This window comes from Pseudomonas sp. ZT5P21 (assembly GCF_054897785.1).
In genome coordinates this window covers 2426060-2444068 of record NZ_CM142705.1, presented here as the reverse complement: position 1 = coordinate 2444068, position 18009 = coordinate 2426060, and the positions used below count along the sequence as shown (strand labels likewise).

At 56.4% G+C, this 18009-nt stretch carries 11 protein-coding genes; 7 read left to right on the top strand and 4 right to left on the bottom strand.

Annotated elements, in window-relative coordinates:
• The first annotated feature begins 59 nt into the window (after positions 1-59).
• From ACYZT9_RS11400 to ACYZT9_RS11380, 5 genes are all read left to right on the top strand, one after another.
• Complete coding sequence (locus ACYZT9_RS11400; protein ID WP_462009866.1) at positions 60-2102, top strand: type VI secretion system Vgr family protein; 2043 nt, start codon at positions 60-62, stop codon at positions 2100-2102.
• On the top strand, positions 2092-2832 hold the full coding sequence (locus ACYZT9_RS11395; protein ID WP_462009865.1) for a DUF4123 domain-containing protein: 741 nt from the start codon (positions 2092-2094) through the stop codon (positions 2830-2832). Before ACYZT9_RS11400 ends, ACYZT9_RS11395 begins: the two co-directional genes overlap by 11 nt.
• Positions 2829-7691 (top strand): RHS repeat-associated core domain-containing protein, encoded by a 4863-nt coding sequence (locus ACYZT9_RS11390; RefSeq protein ID WP_462009864.1) that lies wholly within the window; start codon positions 2829-2831, stop codon positions 7689-7691. The genes ACYZT9_RS11395 and ACYZT9_RS11390 overlap by 4 nt, the downstream gene beginning before the upstream one ends.
• 11 nt (positions 7692-7702) lie before the next feature.
• Positions 7703-8041, top strand: coding sequence for a DUF7716 domain-containing protein (locus ACYZT9_RS11385; protein ID WP_462009863.1), 339 nt, complete (start codon positions 7703-7705; stop codon positions 8039-8041).
• A 255-nt stretch (positions 8042-8296) separates the two neighbouring features.
• Positions 8297-8659 (top strand): hypothetical protein, encoded by a 363-nt coding sequence (locus ACYZT9_RS11380; RefSeq protein ID WP_462009862.1) that lies wholly within the window; start codon positions 8297-8299, stop codon positions 8657-8659.
• A 285-nt stretch (positions 8660-8944) separates the two neighbouring features.
• On the opposite strand, the gene ACYZT9_RS11375 is transcribed toward ACYZT9_RS11380, so the two are convergent.
• Complete coding sequence (locus ACYZT9_RS11375) at positions 8945-9277, bottom strand: hypothetical protein (protein ID WP_462009861.1); 333 nt, start codon at positions 9275-9277, stop codon at positions 8945-8947.
• Between the two features lie 337 nt (positions 9278-9614).
• Positions 9615-9851, bottom strand: coding sequence for a hypothetical protein (locus ACYZT9_RS11370; RefSeq protein WP_462009860.1), 237 nt, complete (start codon positions 9849-9851; stop codon positions 9615-9617).
• A 197-nt stretch (positions 9852-10048) separates the two neighbouring features.
• Here ACYZT9_RS11370 and ACYZT9_RS11365 point away from each other — a divergent pair, with 197 nt between their 5' ends.
• Positions 10049-11587, top strand: coding sequence for a cryptochrome/photolyase family protein (locus ACYZT9_RS11365; RefSeq protein WP_462009859.1), 1539 nt, complete (start codon positions 10049-10051; stop codon positions 11585-11587).
• Positions 11588-11617: 30 nt separating this feature from the next.
• Here ACYZT9_RS11365 and ACYZT9_RS11360 read toward each other — a convergent pair whose 3' ends face one another.
• Positions 11618-14515: an EAL domain-containing protein gene (locus ACYZT9_RS11360; protein WP_462009858.1), complete on the bottom strand. Its 2898-nt coding sequence runs from the start codon at positions 14513-14515 to the stop codon at positions 11618-11620.
• A gap of 234 nt (positions 14516-14749) precedes the next feature.
• Here ACYZT9_RS11360 and ACYZT9_RS11355 point away from each other — a divergent pair, with 234 nt between their 5' ends.
• Positions 14750-16021 carry an epoxide hydrolase family protein gene (locus ACYZT9_RS11355; RefSeq protein ID WP_462009857.1) on the top strand — a complete coding sequence of 424 codons (1272 nt, stop codon included), beginning with the start codon at positions 14750-14752 and terminating at the stop codon, positions 16019-16021.
• Positions 16022-16033: 12 nt separating this feature from the next.
• On the opposite strand, the gene ACYZT9_RS11350 is transcribed toward ACYZT9_RS11355, so the two are convergent.
• Positions 16034-17935: a potassium transporter Kup gene (locus tag ACYZT9_RS11350; RefSeq protein ID WP_462009856.1), complete on the bottom strand. Its 1902-nt coding sequence runs from the start codon at positions 17933-17935 to the stop codon at positions 16034-16036.
• Positions 17936-18009: the final 74 nt, after the last annotated feature.

Sequence of the window (18009 nt, the reverse complement as noted above, 5' to 3'; positions counted from 1 at the left end):
GCTGACCCCGTTTCCTGGGGCTTTTGGCGAACGCCGCTGCACTGCACGAGGAACAAGGGATGTTCGCGCCGGCCAATCAGACTCACTTTGCCCTGACTATCGAAGGTCTGGATAACGATCTCCAGGTCCTTGCCCTGCAAGGTCGGGAAGCCATCAGCCAGCCTTTTGTGTTTGAGGTGGATCTGGTCAGTGAACAGCCGTCCCTGGACCTCGAAACGCTCTTGCACAAACCGGCCTTTTTGCAGCTCTCGCCTGATGGCAGCGGCATCCATGGCCAGATCTATCGCGCCGCCCAGGGTGATTCCGGCAAACGCCTGACCCGCTACGCGGTGACCCTGCGTCCGCAACTGTCCTACCTCGCGCATCGCATCAACCAGCGCATCTTCCAGAACCTGACGGTGCCGAAAATTATCGGCCTGGTCCTCGAAGAACACGGCATCCAAAGCAACGCCTACGAATTCAAAGTCGGGGCGATTTATCCCGAGCGCATCTACTGCGTTCAGTACGATGAATCGGACCTGCAGTTCATCCAGCGCCTGTGCGAGGAAGAAGGTATTCACTACCACTTCCAGCACAGCGCCACGGCCCACAAACTGGTGTTCGGCGATGACCAGACGGTGTTCCCGAAACTCGCCCCCGTGGCCTACCAGCAAGACTCCGGCATGGTCGCGACCAACCCAGTGATCAAGCGCTTCGACCTGCGCCTGGAAACCCGCACCAGCCGCACCACCCGCCGCGACTACGACTTCGAAAAGCCGCGCCTGACCCTCGAAGCGGAAAACCGTGGCGACGCCCTGCCCGATCTCGAAGACTACGACTACCCCGGTCGTTTCATCGACCGCGAACGCGGCAAGCACCTGGCCAAACGTGCCCTCGAACGTCACCGCAGCGACTTCCAGTTGGCCGAAGGCAGAAGCGATCAGCCGATCCTCGTCAGCGGCCATTTTCTGGCCCTCACCGAGCACCCGAAAGCCAAGTGGAATGACCTCTGGCTGCTGACCGAAATCCTGCACGAAGGCAAACAGCCGCAAGTGCTGGAAGAGTCGGTCACCAGCAATACCACGGCGTTGAAAGATGACTTCCATCAAGGCTATCGCAACCGTTTCCAGGCAACGCCCTGGGACGTACCGAACCGCCCGCCGCTGAACCACCCCAAGCCACGGATCCTCGGCAGCCAGAGCGCCGTGGTCACCGGGCCCAAAGGTGAAGAGATCCACTGCGACCAATATGGCCGCGTCAAAGTGCAATTTCACTGGGACCGCGAAGGCCAGGCCGACGACAAAACCAGCTGCTGGCTGCGCGTCTCCTCCGCCTGGGCCGGCGCCCACTACGGCGGCATCGCCATCCCACGAATCGGCATGGAAGTGCTGGTCAGCTTCCTTGAAGGCGACCCGGATCAACCGCTGATCAGCGGCTGCCTCTACCACAAGGAAAACGTCGTCCCCTACGACCTGCCGGCGAACAAAACCCGCAGCACCTTCAAGACCCTGAGCTCCCCCGGTGGCGGCGGTTACAACGAACTGCGCATCGAAGACAAAAAAGGCCAGGAACAAATCTTCCTGCACGCCCAGCGCGACTGGGACGAAAACGTCGAACACGACCAGAAAATCCGCGTCGGCAACGAACGCCACGACACCGTCGAGCAAAACAGCTACAGCGAATTCAAGGCCGAAGAACACCACACCGTCTACGCCGACCGCAAAGTCGAAACACGCGCCAACGACCACCTGACCGTGGGCGTCAACCAGCACATCAAAGTCGGCACCGGCCAATTCATCGAAGCCGGCCAGGAAATCCACCTGAGCAGCGGCATGAAAGTCGTGCTCGAAGCCGGCAGCGAACTGACCCTCAAGGGCGGCGGCAGCTTCATCAAGATCGACGGCAGCGGTGTCACGCTGAGCGGGCCGGTGATCAACATGAACTCCGGGGGTAGTCCCGGCAATGGCACTGACGCGGCACCTCTGATGCCGGGTGTGTTGAAACAGGCGGACGCGGACAAGGCTGGCGCAGTGCTGACCCCGGCGCAGATCAATACGCTGAAACGTAATGCGCCGTTCTGTGAAGAGTGTGAGAAATGCAAGGCAGGTGCTTGTGCGATCTGATCTTTTGACTCCGCAGGCGTGGTTGGCTGAGCGGCCGTTGCAGGCGGGTGAGCGGCTTTATTTGATTGTTAGTGCTGCGAGCGATGCAGAGCCACTCAAGCCCTTCTATCAGCAAGACATGGCACCAGAACTCATCCCAATCTGGAGCGGCACGCCATACGCCGATTGGCAGCCCGTCATGCCCTATCTCGCCGAATTAAAACCCAACGCCGGTTTTCTTCAGTGGATTGCTGAAACCGATGCCCAGGATTGGGGTTGGCTGGCAGTGTCTACCAGCACTCCGGACGTAGTGTTCGAACACCTTCGCAGCTTGACTCAGGTGTTCATGCCTGACGGAACCGAGGTGTTTTTTCGGTTCTGGGATGGACGCCATATTCTTCCGATCCTTGAGGGCCTCGGTGCCGGGGCTGGTGAGGTTTTGCCAGTGTTCGACCGCTACCTGATCAATGGCCAGAAACTGGACGTGGGACCGAGGGGCGTGCCACCGGCGAAGGCCTGGCCGTGGTGGGAGGTTCCGCAGGCGTTAGTCGACACCCTGGCAGAGAAAGACCACACCACCGTCGTCGACAACTTGATGCAGTGGTTGGGAGAGGATTGCCCGGAACTGTTCTTTGCCTTCCCCGAAAGTAACCTGCGTCACAAGGTCGAGCGCTTCGTGCGCCAACAATCCAATACAGAAGATATGGCAGAGCGTCTTGCTGCTGAGCTGACAAAGGAAGTCACGTCATGATTGATCCAATCGGTAATTTGGTTATTCGAGTACTCGACGCCAAGACCCCAGACGTGAATGTCATTCTCAAGGACTTCAATAATTGCCTAACCGAATACAAGACCTGGGCCGATGGCTTCTGGACTGGCTGGGCAATGGATGTCGACCAGAAGTTCAAGGTGGGCAACGAAGTCAGCGTCACTGAGCGCAAGACCAAGACAGGGCCGGTTGAAACCTTTGCCACCTGTCCTCTGATGGGTGATTTCACACTGATCCATATGTTTGAGAGCGCTCGGTACGTGCCTATTGGCAATACACCGGTCAAGCTCGAACCCGTAAAAAAGGCGATGTTGGGCGGATACGACGTTGTTGGCCCGGTGATTCCCGCAAATATCGGTCCGAGCGGTATTGAAGTCATCAAAGGCTGCAAGCCGGGTCAGATGTACCGCATTACTTTTTTCCCGAACGTGTCTGAAAGCAACGTCAAGGCGCTGTATGCCTCGTACCAGGGTGTTATCGGAAATCTTGACGGCTGGTTGAAAAGCGAGTGGTCGAGCAAGTTCCAGCCGCAATGGGCGAGCTACACGGCAGCCGATCGCATGGGTCGTTCGGTCATCCTGGTGAAGTCAGCACTCGATAGTCTCGAGAAAGCGCTTTTAGGTTTATGGGATGACATCAAGAGCCTGTTTGAACTGCTAGCCGATCCCCTTAAATATGCCAAACAACTTGCCCAGTACCTGACCGAAGATGAGGTAAAAAAACTCTATTCAGCGTCGAAAGAGGCCATCGCTACCGGGCTGCTGATTCTCAGCGACGAACCGCTGATGTTCATCTATCTCTCGGCGATTGTCGCGTGGGTCGGCATGTTGCCACCGCAAGTCTGTGTGGAAGTGATTACCGCCATCAGCAGCTCCTTTCTGATCAACGTGGTACTAGGGATCTGTCTTTCTGGCGGTGTCGGGTTAGCGGTTCGTGTCGGCACTCAAACCCTGGCTAAAGTCAAATCCGGCACAGCAGTAAAAATGCTGGAAGAACTCGCCGAAAAACTCTTGGCAGTGAGTAAGGGACACGCTTTGAAGGCTCACGGTGAAACCGTGAAACCCCTTGTTGCGAGCGCGCAAGGCGTACCGATGAATGCCGCCAAAAAGGCCGCGCTGAAAATTGAACAAGCGACTAAGGCAACCGCCAAAGGTCCAGTGCCGATCACCAGCGACACGCCTACCCTGCTGGAGAAAAACGCCTCTGTATTTGCTCGTAAGAAAGCAGAAAAACAATTCGTTCTGGAGCCAAAGGAGAAGGTCAGCGACGCTCCGGCCCAGTCAAAAACACCCGACGAAAAAAGCACAACCTGCGCCAAGAAAACCTGCACCAACAACTGCCCGGTTTCCATGGTCACTGGTGAAGAGCTACTAACGCTGACCGATGGCCAACTCGACGGGCTTCTACCTTTCGAGTGGACTCGCCTCTACCGCACCAGCGCTGCGGAAATTGACTGCGGCCTCGGTTACGGCTGGAGTCATGCCTTGGCACAACGGGTGGATGTAAAGGGAGACGAGGTGGTCTGGACCGACCACGAAAACCGTATCACCACGTTCCCGTTGCCAACTGTGCAGCGCCCAACGATCACCAACAGCCTGTCGGAAGCGGCGATTTTCCTTGGTGACGATCCGTCCGAGTTGATCCTCACCCAAGCCGGCGAACGCACCCAGTTCTACCACTTCCGCTACAACAGCAAAGGCGCCACGCTGATCGCCATCAGCGACAACTACGGTAATCGCCTCCACATCACCCGCGACATCCACGGTCGAATCAAACGTGTCGATAACGGTGCCGGTCGCGCCCTCCTCGTGCGTTACGATCGAAAGCACATCGTCGCCATCGACTATCAGCAGTTCAGCCCGGCAGACAATCTGGAAGATGCCTGGAGCACCATCCAGACGTTGGTCACCTATGGCTACGATGCCCAGCACCGTCTGATCGAAGCCAAAAACGCCGCCGGTGAAGCCGAACGTTATGACTATAACGACCAAAACGTCATTCTCGAGCGGCAACTGGCTGGTGGCGCCAGCTTCTACTGGGAATGGGAGAAAGAAGGCAAGTCGGCACGATGCATCCATCACTGGGCCAGTTTCTCGCAAATGGACGCGCGTTACACCTGGGATGACAAAGGCAGCGTCACGGTTACCAATGCTGACGGCAGCGAAGAGGTCTACACCCACGACGATAAGGCTCGACTGGTCGCCAAGGTTGATCCGGACGGTGCGGAGCACCTCAAGGCCTACGACGACAAAGGCCGCCTGATCGCCGAAAAAGATCCACTCGGCGCCGTCACCGAATACCAATACAACGAAGCAGGTCGACTGATCGCGGTCATTCCACCCGAAGACACCCCGACCTCTTATGAGTATTACCACGGCTACGTCCGTGTGCTGAATCGTGGCCCGGCGAAGTGGATATATTGGCGCAACGACCAAGGCGATATCACCGAACAAATCGACCCGGACGGCAATTCAACCCACTACAACTATGACCGCCAGGGCCGTCTTCTAGAAATCCGCCACCCCGACGGCAGTCGTCATCAACTGGGCTGGAACAATCTCGGTCAACTGCTCGAAGAACAGTTGCCCGATGGTGGCCAACGCAAGTACCGCTACGACGCGTTGGGCCGGCAGATCACCCGTCAGGACGAAAGCGGCGCGATCACCCAATACCAATGGGATGCTGCCAACCGGCTCGCGCAAATCACCCTGCCCGGTGGCGCTACGCGCGCGTTCACTTACAACCCATACGGCCGCGTCACCGCCGAGCGCGATGAGTTGGGCCGAGTCACCCGCTACGAATATGCCGATAACCTGCACCTGGTCAGCCGCCGCATCAACCCGGATGGCAGCCAACTGCGCTATCGCTACGACAACGCACGTCTGCTGCTCAGCGAGATCGAAAACCAACGTGGCGAGCACTACCACCTCGATTACTACCCGAACGGCCTGATCCAGCAGGAAACCGGCTTTGATGGTCGCCGTACTGCCTACGAGTACGACCTCAACGGCCAATTGCTCAAGAAAACCGAATTCGGTGATGACGGTAGCGAACTGATTACCGGATATCAGCGCGATGCCGCTGGCCGCTTGCTGGTGAAAACCCTGGCCGATGGCGAGGAAATTCACTACAGCTACGACGCCCTCGGGCGCCTGGTGAACGTTGATGATGGAAACTGGCCGCTGGCCTACGAATACGACCTGCAAGACCGCCTGATCACCGAGCACCAAGGTTGGGGAACCCTGCGTTACGAGTACGACACCGTAGGCCAACTGAGCCACTGTCGCCTCCCGGACGGCAGCAAGCTTGATTATCGCCATCAACGAGGCGGTCAACTGAGCAGCATCGACCTCAACGGTTCACGCCTGACCACTCACCAGTTCAGCGCAGGTCGCGAACAGCAGCGTCAACAGGGTCTGTTGCTCAGCCAATACCAATACGATGAACAATGCCGCCTGCAAGCTCACAGCGTCAACCAGCAGGATCGCAACCTGTTCCAGCGTCGCTACGCTTACGATGCCAACGGTAACCTCGCCGGCATCGATGACAGCCGAAAAGGCAATCGTAGCTATCATTACGACCCGCTCGACCGGCTGATCAACGTTCGTGGCACCACGCCGGAAAGTTTCGCCCATGACCCGGCAGGCAACCTGCTCGGCCAAGGTGATCAGCAGGCTGCGAGCCTGGCCAACGTCAAAGGTAACCGCCTGCTGATGCAGGGTGATCGACATTACGACTACGACGCCTATGGCAATTTGAGCCGTGAGCGCCGCGGCACCGGGCAAAAGCTCGTCACCGAATACCGCTACGACTGCCAACACCGCCTCATCGGTGTCAGCCTCCCGAGCGGCAGCATCGCAAGCTACAAGTACGACGCCTTCGGCCGCCGTATCGCCAAAACCGTCAACGGCCAAACCACAGAGTTCCTGTGGCAAGGCGAACGCCTCATTGCAGAAAGCGCCAATAACCGCTATCGCAGCTACATCTACGAGCCGGGCTCCTTCCGGCCTTTGGCGATGCTCGACGGTGAAGGACCACTCAAAGCCGAGCCGTTCTACTACCAACTCGACCACCTCGGCACCCCACAGGAACTCACCGACTACAGCGGCGAAATCATGTGGTCGGCGAAATACCGCGCGTATGGCAACCTCGCCACTCTCGACGTTGCGGAAATCGACAACCCGCTGCGCTTCCAGGGTCAGTACTTCGATGCGGAAACGGGCTTACATTACAACCGGCATCGCTACTACAATCCGGGCACTGGGCGGTTTTTGACACCGGATCCGATCAAGCTGGCTGGGGGGTTGAACAACTATCAATACGTGCCTAACCCTACGGGGTGGGTAGATCCGTTGGGGCTGGATAATTGTCCGGGAGCGGACGGGTGCAAGCCAGAAATTGGGGTTGAAAACTCAACAGCGAAAGCGGCTGTCGACGAGGGTAAACCTGAGGTTCCTGAAGCCGGTAGGAAAGCTCATCAATTTAATTCTTTCCATGACTACAAAGTGCCTGAAAACCTGTACTTGAAGAGTGATAAGGTACAGTTCAACAGGGCTAACAAAGACTTGATAAACAAACTGAATGACGACCCAGCGTTTCGAAAGAATATGTATCGCCGAAACCCCGAGCTCAAAACTTGGGTCGACGATCCAAAGCGAAACATGGGCTCTAGCCCCACAGGTTACACTTGGCACCACAACGAAAAACCCGGACTGTTGCAGCTTGTCCATAGAGCGGACCATGCAGGCGAACACTCTGTATACCACCCGACTGGAAAAGGTGGACGAGATATATGGGGTGGAGGCAGAGAAGGGCGAGAAGGTAAAATCAAAACAGAATAATTGGAGTATTAATGGTGCAATATAACAAAACTATCAAAATAACTGATTTAATCGATTTCTTGAAGATGCAGAATAAAAACCTGACCTATTGTGTTTATGGGAAAGGATCATCGGACCAAGCGACGCTGGAAACCGACTGCGTGATTGATGAATATTCGGAGATCACCGATGACGACGAAGAAATCTTTCCAAAGTACATCACTCAAAACAATCTCGAGTTTTGGTTTACCGATGAACTCTTGGAGGATGTTACATTCAACGCACTAAAGCAAAAAGCATCTGCTACAAATGAGGAAATACTAAAAGCCATTAAACATTATAATGATCGCGACAGCTTCATGAAGCTATGAAAAAACATCATGAATTATGCGCAACCCCTGAAGAAGCTTTCGCGAACAGCTTATGGTGAAAGGGGACAGGTTTATTTTCTGATTTCCGCAACGAAAATAATTCTGTCCAATTTTGGCCCTTCCTTCAGGACTAAAATATTGACGAAACAAAAAATCAGCTCGAAAAAATAGTTTCTATTTAGACGACAAACACCGTTTGGGAACCGTCTGCTCTTCGAGATGTGATGGGCTCAGAGTATTCAGACGACGTTCCAAGTGAGCAAATACCAAATGAACTCGAAAGGCTTTGTAATTGGGATCAAAACGACAGTCGTAGAAGAGAATCTTTCTATTTACAAAGATCTATTTTCTAGCACCTCCATCAAGGATGTGACCAACGAGTACTGGAAACGTGCATTAACCCTATTCAACTCATTACCTGCCGAGCAACGAGAAATTTTCTTTGAGGTGATTAGACAGACAATGGTGGATACAACCTCCAATATTCTAGGGGTTATCGACGGAGTTAGCGTAATAAATTATGAAAGTGATGAGTTCTCGCTCACGTATGGTGACGATAAAAAATCACTATCTGGTGATTTGCAGAGTTTGTTCTTAGCAGAAGAAGATAAGGTATAAAATAGCTCAAAACTTATATCGGCGATGTGTGGGTCAAAGTTCTATTTCTAATCGAAAGTGAATCACTCGCTCAAACAAAACTACGGCCTCACTGAGGTCAGCCGCTCGTGTGTCGCTGGCGAGTAGGCACTAGCTGTGGGTTGACCAAGTTGAGTTGAAGTGTAAAGGCACTCATCTGCAGCTACTCCTGGAGTTGCCATCCACAAGCGTCAGCTTGAGCGTGCGCGGGTGAGTGGTGAAATCGGAGGCGATTCAATGCCTGGCCCGCGAGCCTTGTGAAGCCCCCTACATAGGCTTTACCGAAACCACTTCCACAAACCTGAATTTCTTCTTGGCCGCCTTGGTAGCTTCTTGCTCTGCTAGAAGGGTACTCAGCGTATCCGCCTCATGGAACATTTCGTGCATCTTGCCCTCAAATTCATTGCCCACCCGCAGCGTTACCCTCAACCTGGACGTGAACGCTTTGACGACCGTCTTTTTCTCCGCAGCCTTTGTCGGCTGTATGATCGCGATATCCGAGAGGGTGTCTTGCACAGGTAAGGCACTAGTCTGCGCTAGGTGTTCAGCACCGCCGAACAGTGCTCGGCGCATCTCTTCTTCAGTTAGTTCTTCGTTCATGCAATTTCTCAGAAAGGTGTTATGTGCAAACGGTCTGACTCTATCAGTATGACCGGTCTCTATAGCTGCGATTATCGGGGATAAAACCCTGAATCAGCCCTGAACCGATGACGGTAAGACCGGCCAATTTGGTTAGCTTGTGCGCTCATACGGCTGGCTGAAGTCGACCCATAGCTGTCAGTCGTGACAGGCAGAAATCGGCCAGAATGGGACAGATTGAAAGCTCTCGCGACCGGCAGCTTTGGGTCGTTTTCAGCCGCTCACGAAAGGCAGAAATCGGCGAAGAGCAGTCCTTCATATCTGCCTAGGCACGCGTCGATGGTCGCTGCACGTCGCCTCAATCGGTGCACTCGACGACCTCAATCTGCGTCAGCCCTACCCGCTCAGCCTGTTCTAAAATCTCCGCCGGCGTCGCGTCCGCCGTGGGCATTATCAGGCTGTTTTCAGCATCACCATAATGCAGCTGTAGCAAGTGCATCGCGGCCTCATGAACAGCCAGCGGCGACTGCTCCAATTCGATTACCTGGGTGCGGCGCTCGCCGTTGAACAGATACTCCAAGGTGCATTTAGGCATGATGGGATCCTCCTATGGAAAATAAGTACTGTTGATCATCCTGAGTGACCAGTCAGCTCAAAGAAACTTGTACATCAGATTAATCTTGTGCAAGTTCTTATGACATATTGAGCGCCGCGCCGCGGTTAGGAAATGCGGGTCATGGCCACAGAGGCTTGGAAGTCTCTACGCCTACCTCCTTCACTGGATTCTGTCTGATGACTACAAATCGCCGGCTGTGCCTGGTCCTGGGCGACCAGTTATCTTTTGACCTTGCCTCTTTGCGTGACCTGGATGCCGAGCGCGATACGGTGCTGCTGGTCGAGGTGATGGAGGAAGCTACCCACGTGCCCCATCATCCACAAAAAATCGCGCTGATTTTCAGTGCCATGCGCCATTTTTCACAGGCGTTGCAGCAGCGCGGCATTCGGGTGCAATACGTGACCCTCGATGATCCGCAAAATACCGGTTCGGTACCGGGCGAGTTGCAGCGCTGGCACGCTGTGATAGAGCCGGACGAACTGCACCTGACCGAGTGCGGTGACTGGCGTTTGGAGCAGTCGATCAACGATTGCGGCTTACCGATGCAGTGGCATGCTGATACTCGATTTTTGTGCACCCGCGCCGAGTTCTCTGCTTGGGCCGAAGGCAAAAAGCAGCTGCGCATGGAGTTCTTTTATCGTGAGATGCGTCGCAAAAATGGACTGTTGCTCAATGGCGACGGCAGCCCGGTCGGAGGCGCCTGGAACTTTGATGCCGACAACCGCAAAGCGTTGCCCAAGGGTGTGAAAGCCCCCTACCCGGCCCGTTTTTCCGTAGACTCAACCACCCAGGAAGTGATTGCGCTGGTGAGGAAGCGCTTCGCCAGCCACTACGGCTCTCTGGACTCGTTCGACTATCCAGTGACCCACGCTGATGCCCAGGCGCTGTGGGAACACTTTCTGGATTTTGGCCTGGCCGGATTCGGCGATTATCAGGATGCGATGGCCAGCGACGAACCCTTTCTGTTTCATGCCCGCATCAGCGCGGCGCTCAATATTGGCCTGCTGGATGTCCGTCAGTTGTGCAGCGATGTGGAGTCGGCCTATTGGGCGGGCAGGGTTGCGCTGAATGCCGCCGAGGGCTTTATCCGCCAATTGATCGGTTGGCGGGAATACGTTCGTGGCGTCTATTGGCTGAAGATGCCCGACTACGCAAACGGCAATGTATTCGGTAACAACAGGCCACTTCCGGAATTCTACTGGACAGGCAAAACGCAGATGAACTGCATGCGTCAAGCCATCGGCCAGAGCCTGGAACATGCCTATGCCCATCACATCCAAAGGCTGATGGTCACCGGCAATTTTGCCCTGATCGCCGGCATCGCCCCGAGCCAGATATGCGAGTGGTACCTGGCGATCTACATGGATGCCTTCGACTGGGTCGAACTGCCCAATACACTAGGCATGGTCATGCACGCGGATGGTGGTTACCTGGGATCCAAACCGTACTGCGCCAGTGGGCAGTACATCAAGCGCATGTCGGATTACTGCCGTGGCTGTGCGTACAAGGTGACTGAAAGTACTACCGACAACGCATGCCCCTTCAACGCGCTCTATTGGCATTTCCTGATGCGCCATGCAGACCTTCTGCGCAGCAATCAACGCATGGGCATGATTTACAAGAACCTCGATCGCATGCCGGAACCCAAGCAGCGAGCGCTCTGGCAACGTGGCCAGACACTGCTCGCCAAACTGGATGACGGTGAGTCGCTTTGAAAAGCGTGAGGTTGCCGAACTGCTACCGCCCTAACGCCCCATCAGCGAACTCGCCAACAAAGCCTCCAACCCCATCGGCTTGGCAAAATAATAACCCTGGGCCTGCCCTGCGCCCATTTCGCGCAGCAAGTCCAGCGTCGCTTCGTCCTCGACACCTTCGGCCACCACACTCAGGTCGAGCGATTCGGCCATCCGCACAATCGCCCGGACAATCGCGCGACTGCGAGCACTGGTGGTCAGTTCGAAGATGAACGACTTGTCGATCTTCAAGCCGCTGAAGCGGTATTGATGCACGTAACTCAGGGATGAAAACCCTGCACCGAAATCATCGAGCACCACCGACATGCCGTTGTCGGCCAGTTGCTGCATGGTCAGGCGGGCAATCGCCGGCTCAGCGACCAGCGCACCTTCGGTCAACTCCAGGCAGATCCGCGACGGCTCGACCCGGTGCCGCGCCAACAGTGCAAGCACATCAGTGGCGAAGTCCGGACGCGTCATGCTGTAGCTGGAGCAGTTGACGTGGACCGGGGGCCAATTGGCGTGCTCGGGTTGGGCGAGAATGACGGCGACGCTGGTCAGCATGTACAGGTCCAGTCGACCGATCAGGCGCAAACCCTCGACATCCGGTAAAAACTCGCCCGGCGCGACTATCCGGCCGTCCGGCTGACGCCAGCGGACCAGCGCTTCAAGGGCCAACAGTTCGCCGCTGTCGATGCTGACAATCGGCTGGAAATACGGCAGCAGCTCGTCGGTGCGTTTGAGTGCGTTGCGCAATGCCCCTTCACGCTCAACCTGGTCCGAGACTTCGCGGCGCACCTCTTGGTTGAACACCGCGTAGCTATCGCGCCCGGCACTCTTGACCCGGTACATCGCCACATCGGCATCGCGCAGCAAGTCGGCCGGCTCGTGATGGAACTGACTGTCGGCGCTGACGATACCGATACTGCAGGACGAAAAAACTTCATAGCCATTGATTAAAAACGGCAGGTCAAACGCCACCAGGATCCGTTCGGCGATTTCGATCACCACGTCCAGTGGCGCCTCGGGAGCAAGCACGGAAAACTCATCGCCCCCCAGACGCGCGAGCATGTCGGTGTCGCGCAGGCAACCGCTCAAACGGTGGGCGGCCTGCATCAACAACAAGTCACCAAAATGGTGGCCGAGGCTGTCGTTGACCAATTTGAAACGGTCGAGGTCGATGAACATCACCGCCAGGTGCCCGCCTTCGATGCCGAACTGTGACCAGGCCAGATTGAGGCGCTGTTGCAGGCAGGTACGATTCGGTAGCCCGGTCAGCGCATCGTGGGTGTTCTCGTGCTTCAACTTCGCATTGGCGTGATCGAGCTCGCGGGTGCGGTTCTGCACCCGGGCTTCCAGCTTGAGGTTGGCGGCATGGATCGCTTCGGCGGCCGTGCGTCGCGACAACGCCGTGTCAATGTGCCGCGACACGAACGTCAGCAGTTCCTGGTCACGCAGGGTATACCGCACCTGCGGGGTATAGCTTTGCACCGCAAGCACGCCGCGCACCACATCGCCATCAAACAAGGGAATGCCCAACCAGGAATAGGATCGGACATACTCCTCGTCCAATTCGATTTCGCCGTGCACAGACAATCGCTCAGCCTCGTCGGCGTCAATCAGGCAAGGTCGACGCTGACGGATAACGTACTCAGTCAAGCCCCGGCGACCTCGCCGTGGCACTGGGCAAGTCGTCTGCCGCTCATCGACGAAATACGGAAAGGTCACTTCACTGGTCGCGTCGTCGAATAGCGCAATGTAGAAGTTACGCGCGAACAGCAGATCACCGACGATGCCATGCAAGGTCTGGAACAACTCAGCCATGTCGCCAGGCTGGCTCGAGAGCTCAGCGATCTGGAACAGCGCGCTCTGCAGATGCTCGGCGCGCTCTCGGTCCGCCACTTCCTGCCTCAATGCGGCGTTGAGTGCCGAAAGCTCCAGGGTGCGACGCATCACCGTCGCTTCCAGATCCTCTCGGTGCAGAATCCGGTCCAGCGCCATGGCCACGTGGCGGGCCACCACCAGAAACAGCGCGCGGTCCTCTGCGCTGTAGGTTCGGGAAACGTCGTAGACCTGCATGGCGAGCATGCCGAAGACGTCATCCGAGGCATTTTTCAACGGTGCGCCCATCCAGAATTCGGGACGATCGCCCACGCAGTAAAAACGCTCCTCGGCCTGAGCCGCGAGAATGCCGGCGGCGTCAATCAGCAACGGCTGGCCAGTGGTCAATACCTGGCCAGTCAACGACAGGTGCGAAAGGTCAAGGTACTCGTAGTGCTGGGACTCCACGGCATCAACGTCGATGATGTCGACGTAATACGGGTAGTCAATCTTGCCACTGTGCGGGTCATACAACGCGAGATAGAAGTTTTCTGCGTCGATCAGGCTAGCCAGCAGCCGATGCACCCCCACCAGAAACACTGACCGGTCGCGGGTCGAACTGGCGAGGTAGGTAATTTCGTACAGCACACGCTGGGTAATCTGCGCACGGGCAAGGGTGCTGGTCTGCACCTGAATGCCCAGGCACCGGGCAAACTCGGCGAGTGCCGGTTCCGCGGCATCGTCCACAGGCGCGAGTAGCCAACCCAGCACACTTTCGCCCCTGCCGGTCGGCCAGCGGTGGAAGTGCCAGGTCAGGCAAAAGGCTTCGAATTCATCATTTGCAACGCTTGAGGGCCACTGCGCCCGTGGGTCGCCCTGCCCGACTAAATGCATTTGTTCACCGGCACGGTAAATGACCCACGCGGTGGTGTGCCCCCAGCTGCGCGCTGAGTCCAGCAATTGTTCGATCGTGTCCTCGTTGCCAGCGTGGGCCATGCCGACAGTATCCGAATTCACTTCAAGCAGAGATGCGACGACGTCGCAATCGTTCGATTGGCACGAGAAATCGGTCAATGGACGAAAACTCATCAGCGCTCCCTGAGCCAGAAACTGGCAATACTCACTTACTGTCGCTAGCAATGCGCCTGTGAGCCTCCCATTTAAAGCTTTTAGAGTTTTTGTTCAACAGATTTATTCGCTTTGGCTCACCCCCGTAGCCTGCGCTCAGACAAGAACGAGACTCGAACCCGAATCACACGGTGCTGAACTGCTACCCTTCAATTTGTAATGATGCCCGGCATCCCCTCATCAGAGGAAGTGAAAATGAAACTCGCAATCGTCGCTGCCGCGGTCGCCGTCATGCTCTTTTCATCGCTTCCCGCCCATTCAGTTTCCACCAAAGATACCGAAGCCATCCGGCCCTTCCAGATCCACGTTCCTGACAGCGATCTTGCGGATCTGCGCGACCGCATTGCCGCAACCCGCTGGCCGGACAAAGAGACAGTTTCCGATCGGTCCCAAGGCGCTCAACTGGAACAATTGAAGGAGCTGGTTCACTACTGGGGCACGAGTTACGACTGGCGCAAGGTGGAGGCCCGGCTCAACGCCTTGCCGCAGTACGTTACGACTATCGATGGGGTCGATATCCATTTCATCTGGGTGCGCTCTCCCCGTCCGAACGCGTTGCCGTTGATCATGACCCACGGTTGGCCGGGATCCGTACTCGAGTTTATTGATGTCGTCGGCCCGCTCTCTGACCCCACTTCTCACGGGGGCAACGCCGAGGATGCATTTGATGTGGTGATTCCGTCCATCCCCGGCTACGGCTTCTCCGGCAAACCGACAGGTATTGGTTGGGATCCGGAGAAAATTGCGCGGGTCTGGGCGCAGTTGATGAAACGTCTGGAGTACACGCGCTACGTTGCCCAGGGTGGCGACTGGGGTGCCCCGATCACCAGCGCGATGGCGCGCCAGGCACCAGCGGGATTGCTCGGCATTCACCTCAACCTGCCGGCAACGCTACCGCCGGAAGCGACTGCGGCACTCGCTGTCGGTGGGCCGGCACCGGCGAACTTCTCCGAGCAGGAACGCACAACCTTCGACACCGTTGCCACACTGATTAAGCAGGGGAACCTGGCGTACAGCGCAATGATGGCCGCCAGACCGCAGATGATGGGCTACGGCGTGGCGGACTCACCGACCTTTCTTGCCGCGCTCATGCTCGTCCACCCGGGCTTTGGCAAATGGATGTACGGCGCCGACACTCAACAGCTGCCGACAAGGGATCAAGTTCTGGATAACTTCACGCTGTACTGGTTGACGAACAGCGCCGCTTCGGCAGGACGGTTGTATTGGGAAAACATGGGACGAAGCCCTCTTTCCTCCGCCGCACAGAAGACGACTGAAATTTCCCTGCCGGTGGCGGTCACCGTGTTTCCAGATGACGTCTACTATCCTCCGCAAAGCTGGGCCCGACGCGCCTACAGTAATCTGACCTACTTCCATCAAGCCGACAAAGGCGGGCACTTTGCGGCCTGGGAACAGCCGCAACTCTTTACTGAAGAACTACGCACAGCGTTCAAGCCTTTGCGTTAGCGGTGTTTGCCACTACATCTCCACCTGCGTCCCCAGTTCAATCACTCTATTCAGCGGCAATTTGAAATATTTCAGATTGCTGTTGGCGTTCTTGAGCAGAAACGCGAACAGACTCTCTCGCCAGCGTGCCATCCCGATGCGTTTGGTGGGGATGACGGTCTCGCGACTGAGGAAGTAGGTCGTGCGCATCGGGCTGAAATTCAACTCGCTCAAGTGACAAAGACTTAAGGCCAAGGGTACGTCGGGCTCTTCCATGAAACCAAAGTGCAGACTGACCCGGAAGAACCCTTCGCCATACGCTTCAACTTCAAATCGTCGGTCAGCAGTCACCCGAGGGCTGTCTTCGGACACTATGGTGAGCAGCACCACTTGCTCATGCAAAACCTGGTTATGCAGCAAATTGTGCAGGAGTGCATGCGGAACAGCATCGGCCCTGGCCGTCAGGAAAACCGCTGTACCTTGAACACGATGGGGCGGCTGCGAACGGATACTACTGATGAACAGCGGCAGAGGAAGCACGGTCTCGTCCAGCCGCTCGACGATGATTTTTCGCCCCCGCTTCCATGTGGTCATCAAGATGAACAGGCCAATGCCGGCAATCACGGGGAACGCACCGCCTTGAAAAATTTTCGGCGCGTTGGCGGCGAAGTACAGGCCGTCCACCAGCAGAAAGCCGAGCAGCATCGGGATTGCCAGCCAGCGCGGCGTTTTCCAGAGCAGCAGGACGACAGCCGAAGACAACAAGGTGGTAATCAACATCGTGCCCGTCACAGCGACCCCATACGCAGCGGCCAAGGCACTGGATGATTCGAAGCCGATCACCAGCAGCACGACACCGACCATCAACGCCCAGTTGACCGTACCGATGTAAATTTGGCCCTGTTCATGGCTGGAGGTGTGCTGGATAAACATGCGAGGGACGTACCCTAACTGGATCGCCTGGCGCGTCAGAGAGAAAGCACCGGAAATCACTGCTTGAGAAGCGATGATGGTGGCCAGGGTGGAGAGCGCGACCATCGGCAGCAGTGCCCAGCCAGGCGCAAGCAAATAGAACGGATTACGCACGGCCTCTGGATTTTCCAGGATCAACGCACCCTGACCAAAATAATTGAGTACCAGCCCCGGCAACACCAAAATAAACCATGCACGGGAAATCGGCTTACGACCAAAATGGCCCATGTCGGCATACAGTGCTTCAGCACCGGTCAGCGCCAACACGACAGCACCCAGAATTGCCACACCCATTCCCGGATGAACCAGGAAGAACTGCACAGCCCAGACAGGGTTGAGCGCTTGCAGCACTTCGGGGCGCTGCAAAATGCCGTAGATGCCGAGCGCACCCAACACCACAAACCACAGCACCATGACCGGGCCGAACAGAATGCCGATTCGAGCCGTGCCATGTTTCTGTATCAGGAACAGCGCCACCAGCACGATCACTGACAAAGGCACCACCCAGTGCTCTATGCCGTCAAACGCCAGCTGTAGTCCTTCAACCGCGGAAAGCACCGAGATCGCCGGGGTAATCATGCTGTCCCCGTAAAAAAGTGCCGCACCGAACAGACCGAGCAGAACCAGTACCTTGCTCATGTGTGGATAAGGTGCTGCCGCGCGGCGGGCTAACGCCGTCAACGCCATGATGCCGCCCTCACCCTGGTTACTGGCACGCAGGATAAACAGCACGTATTTGATCGAGACTACCCAGATCAGTGACCAGAAGATCAACGACAGAATGCCCAGAACGCCGTCGTGATTTACCTGAACGCCATAATGGCCGGAAAATACTTCTTTCAGCGTGTAAAGGGGGCTGGTACCGATGTCCCCGTAAACCACCCCGACAGCAGCGACGAGCAAGCCCACTCCTGACGTTTTGGATGGGGAGTTTTCGTTTGCAACGGTCGCTGTCTCACTCAAGGGGCGCATCTCTCAATTAGCGGGGGTCAGTGCACGCCATCCTTGGGCAATACATTTTTCCAGGGCCATCGGAA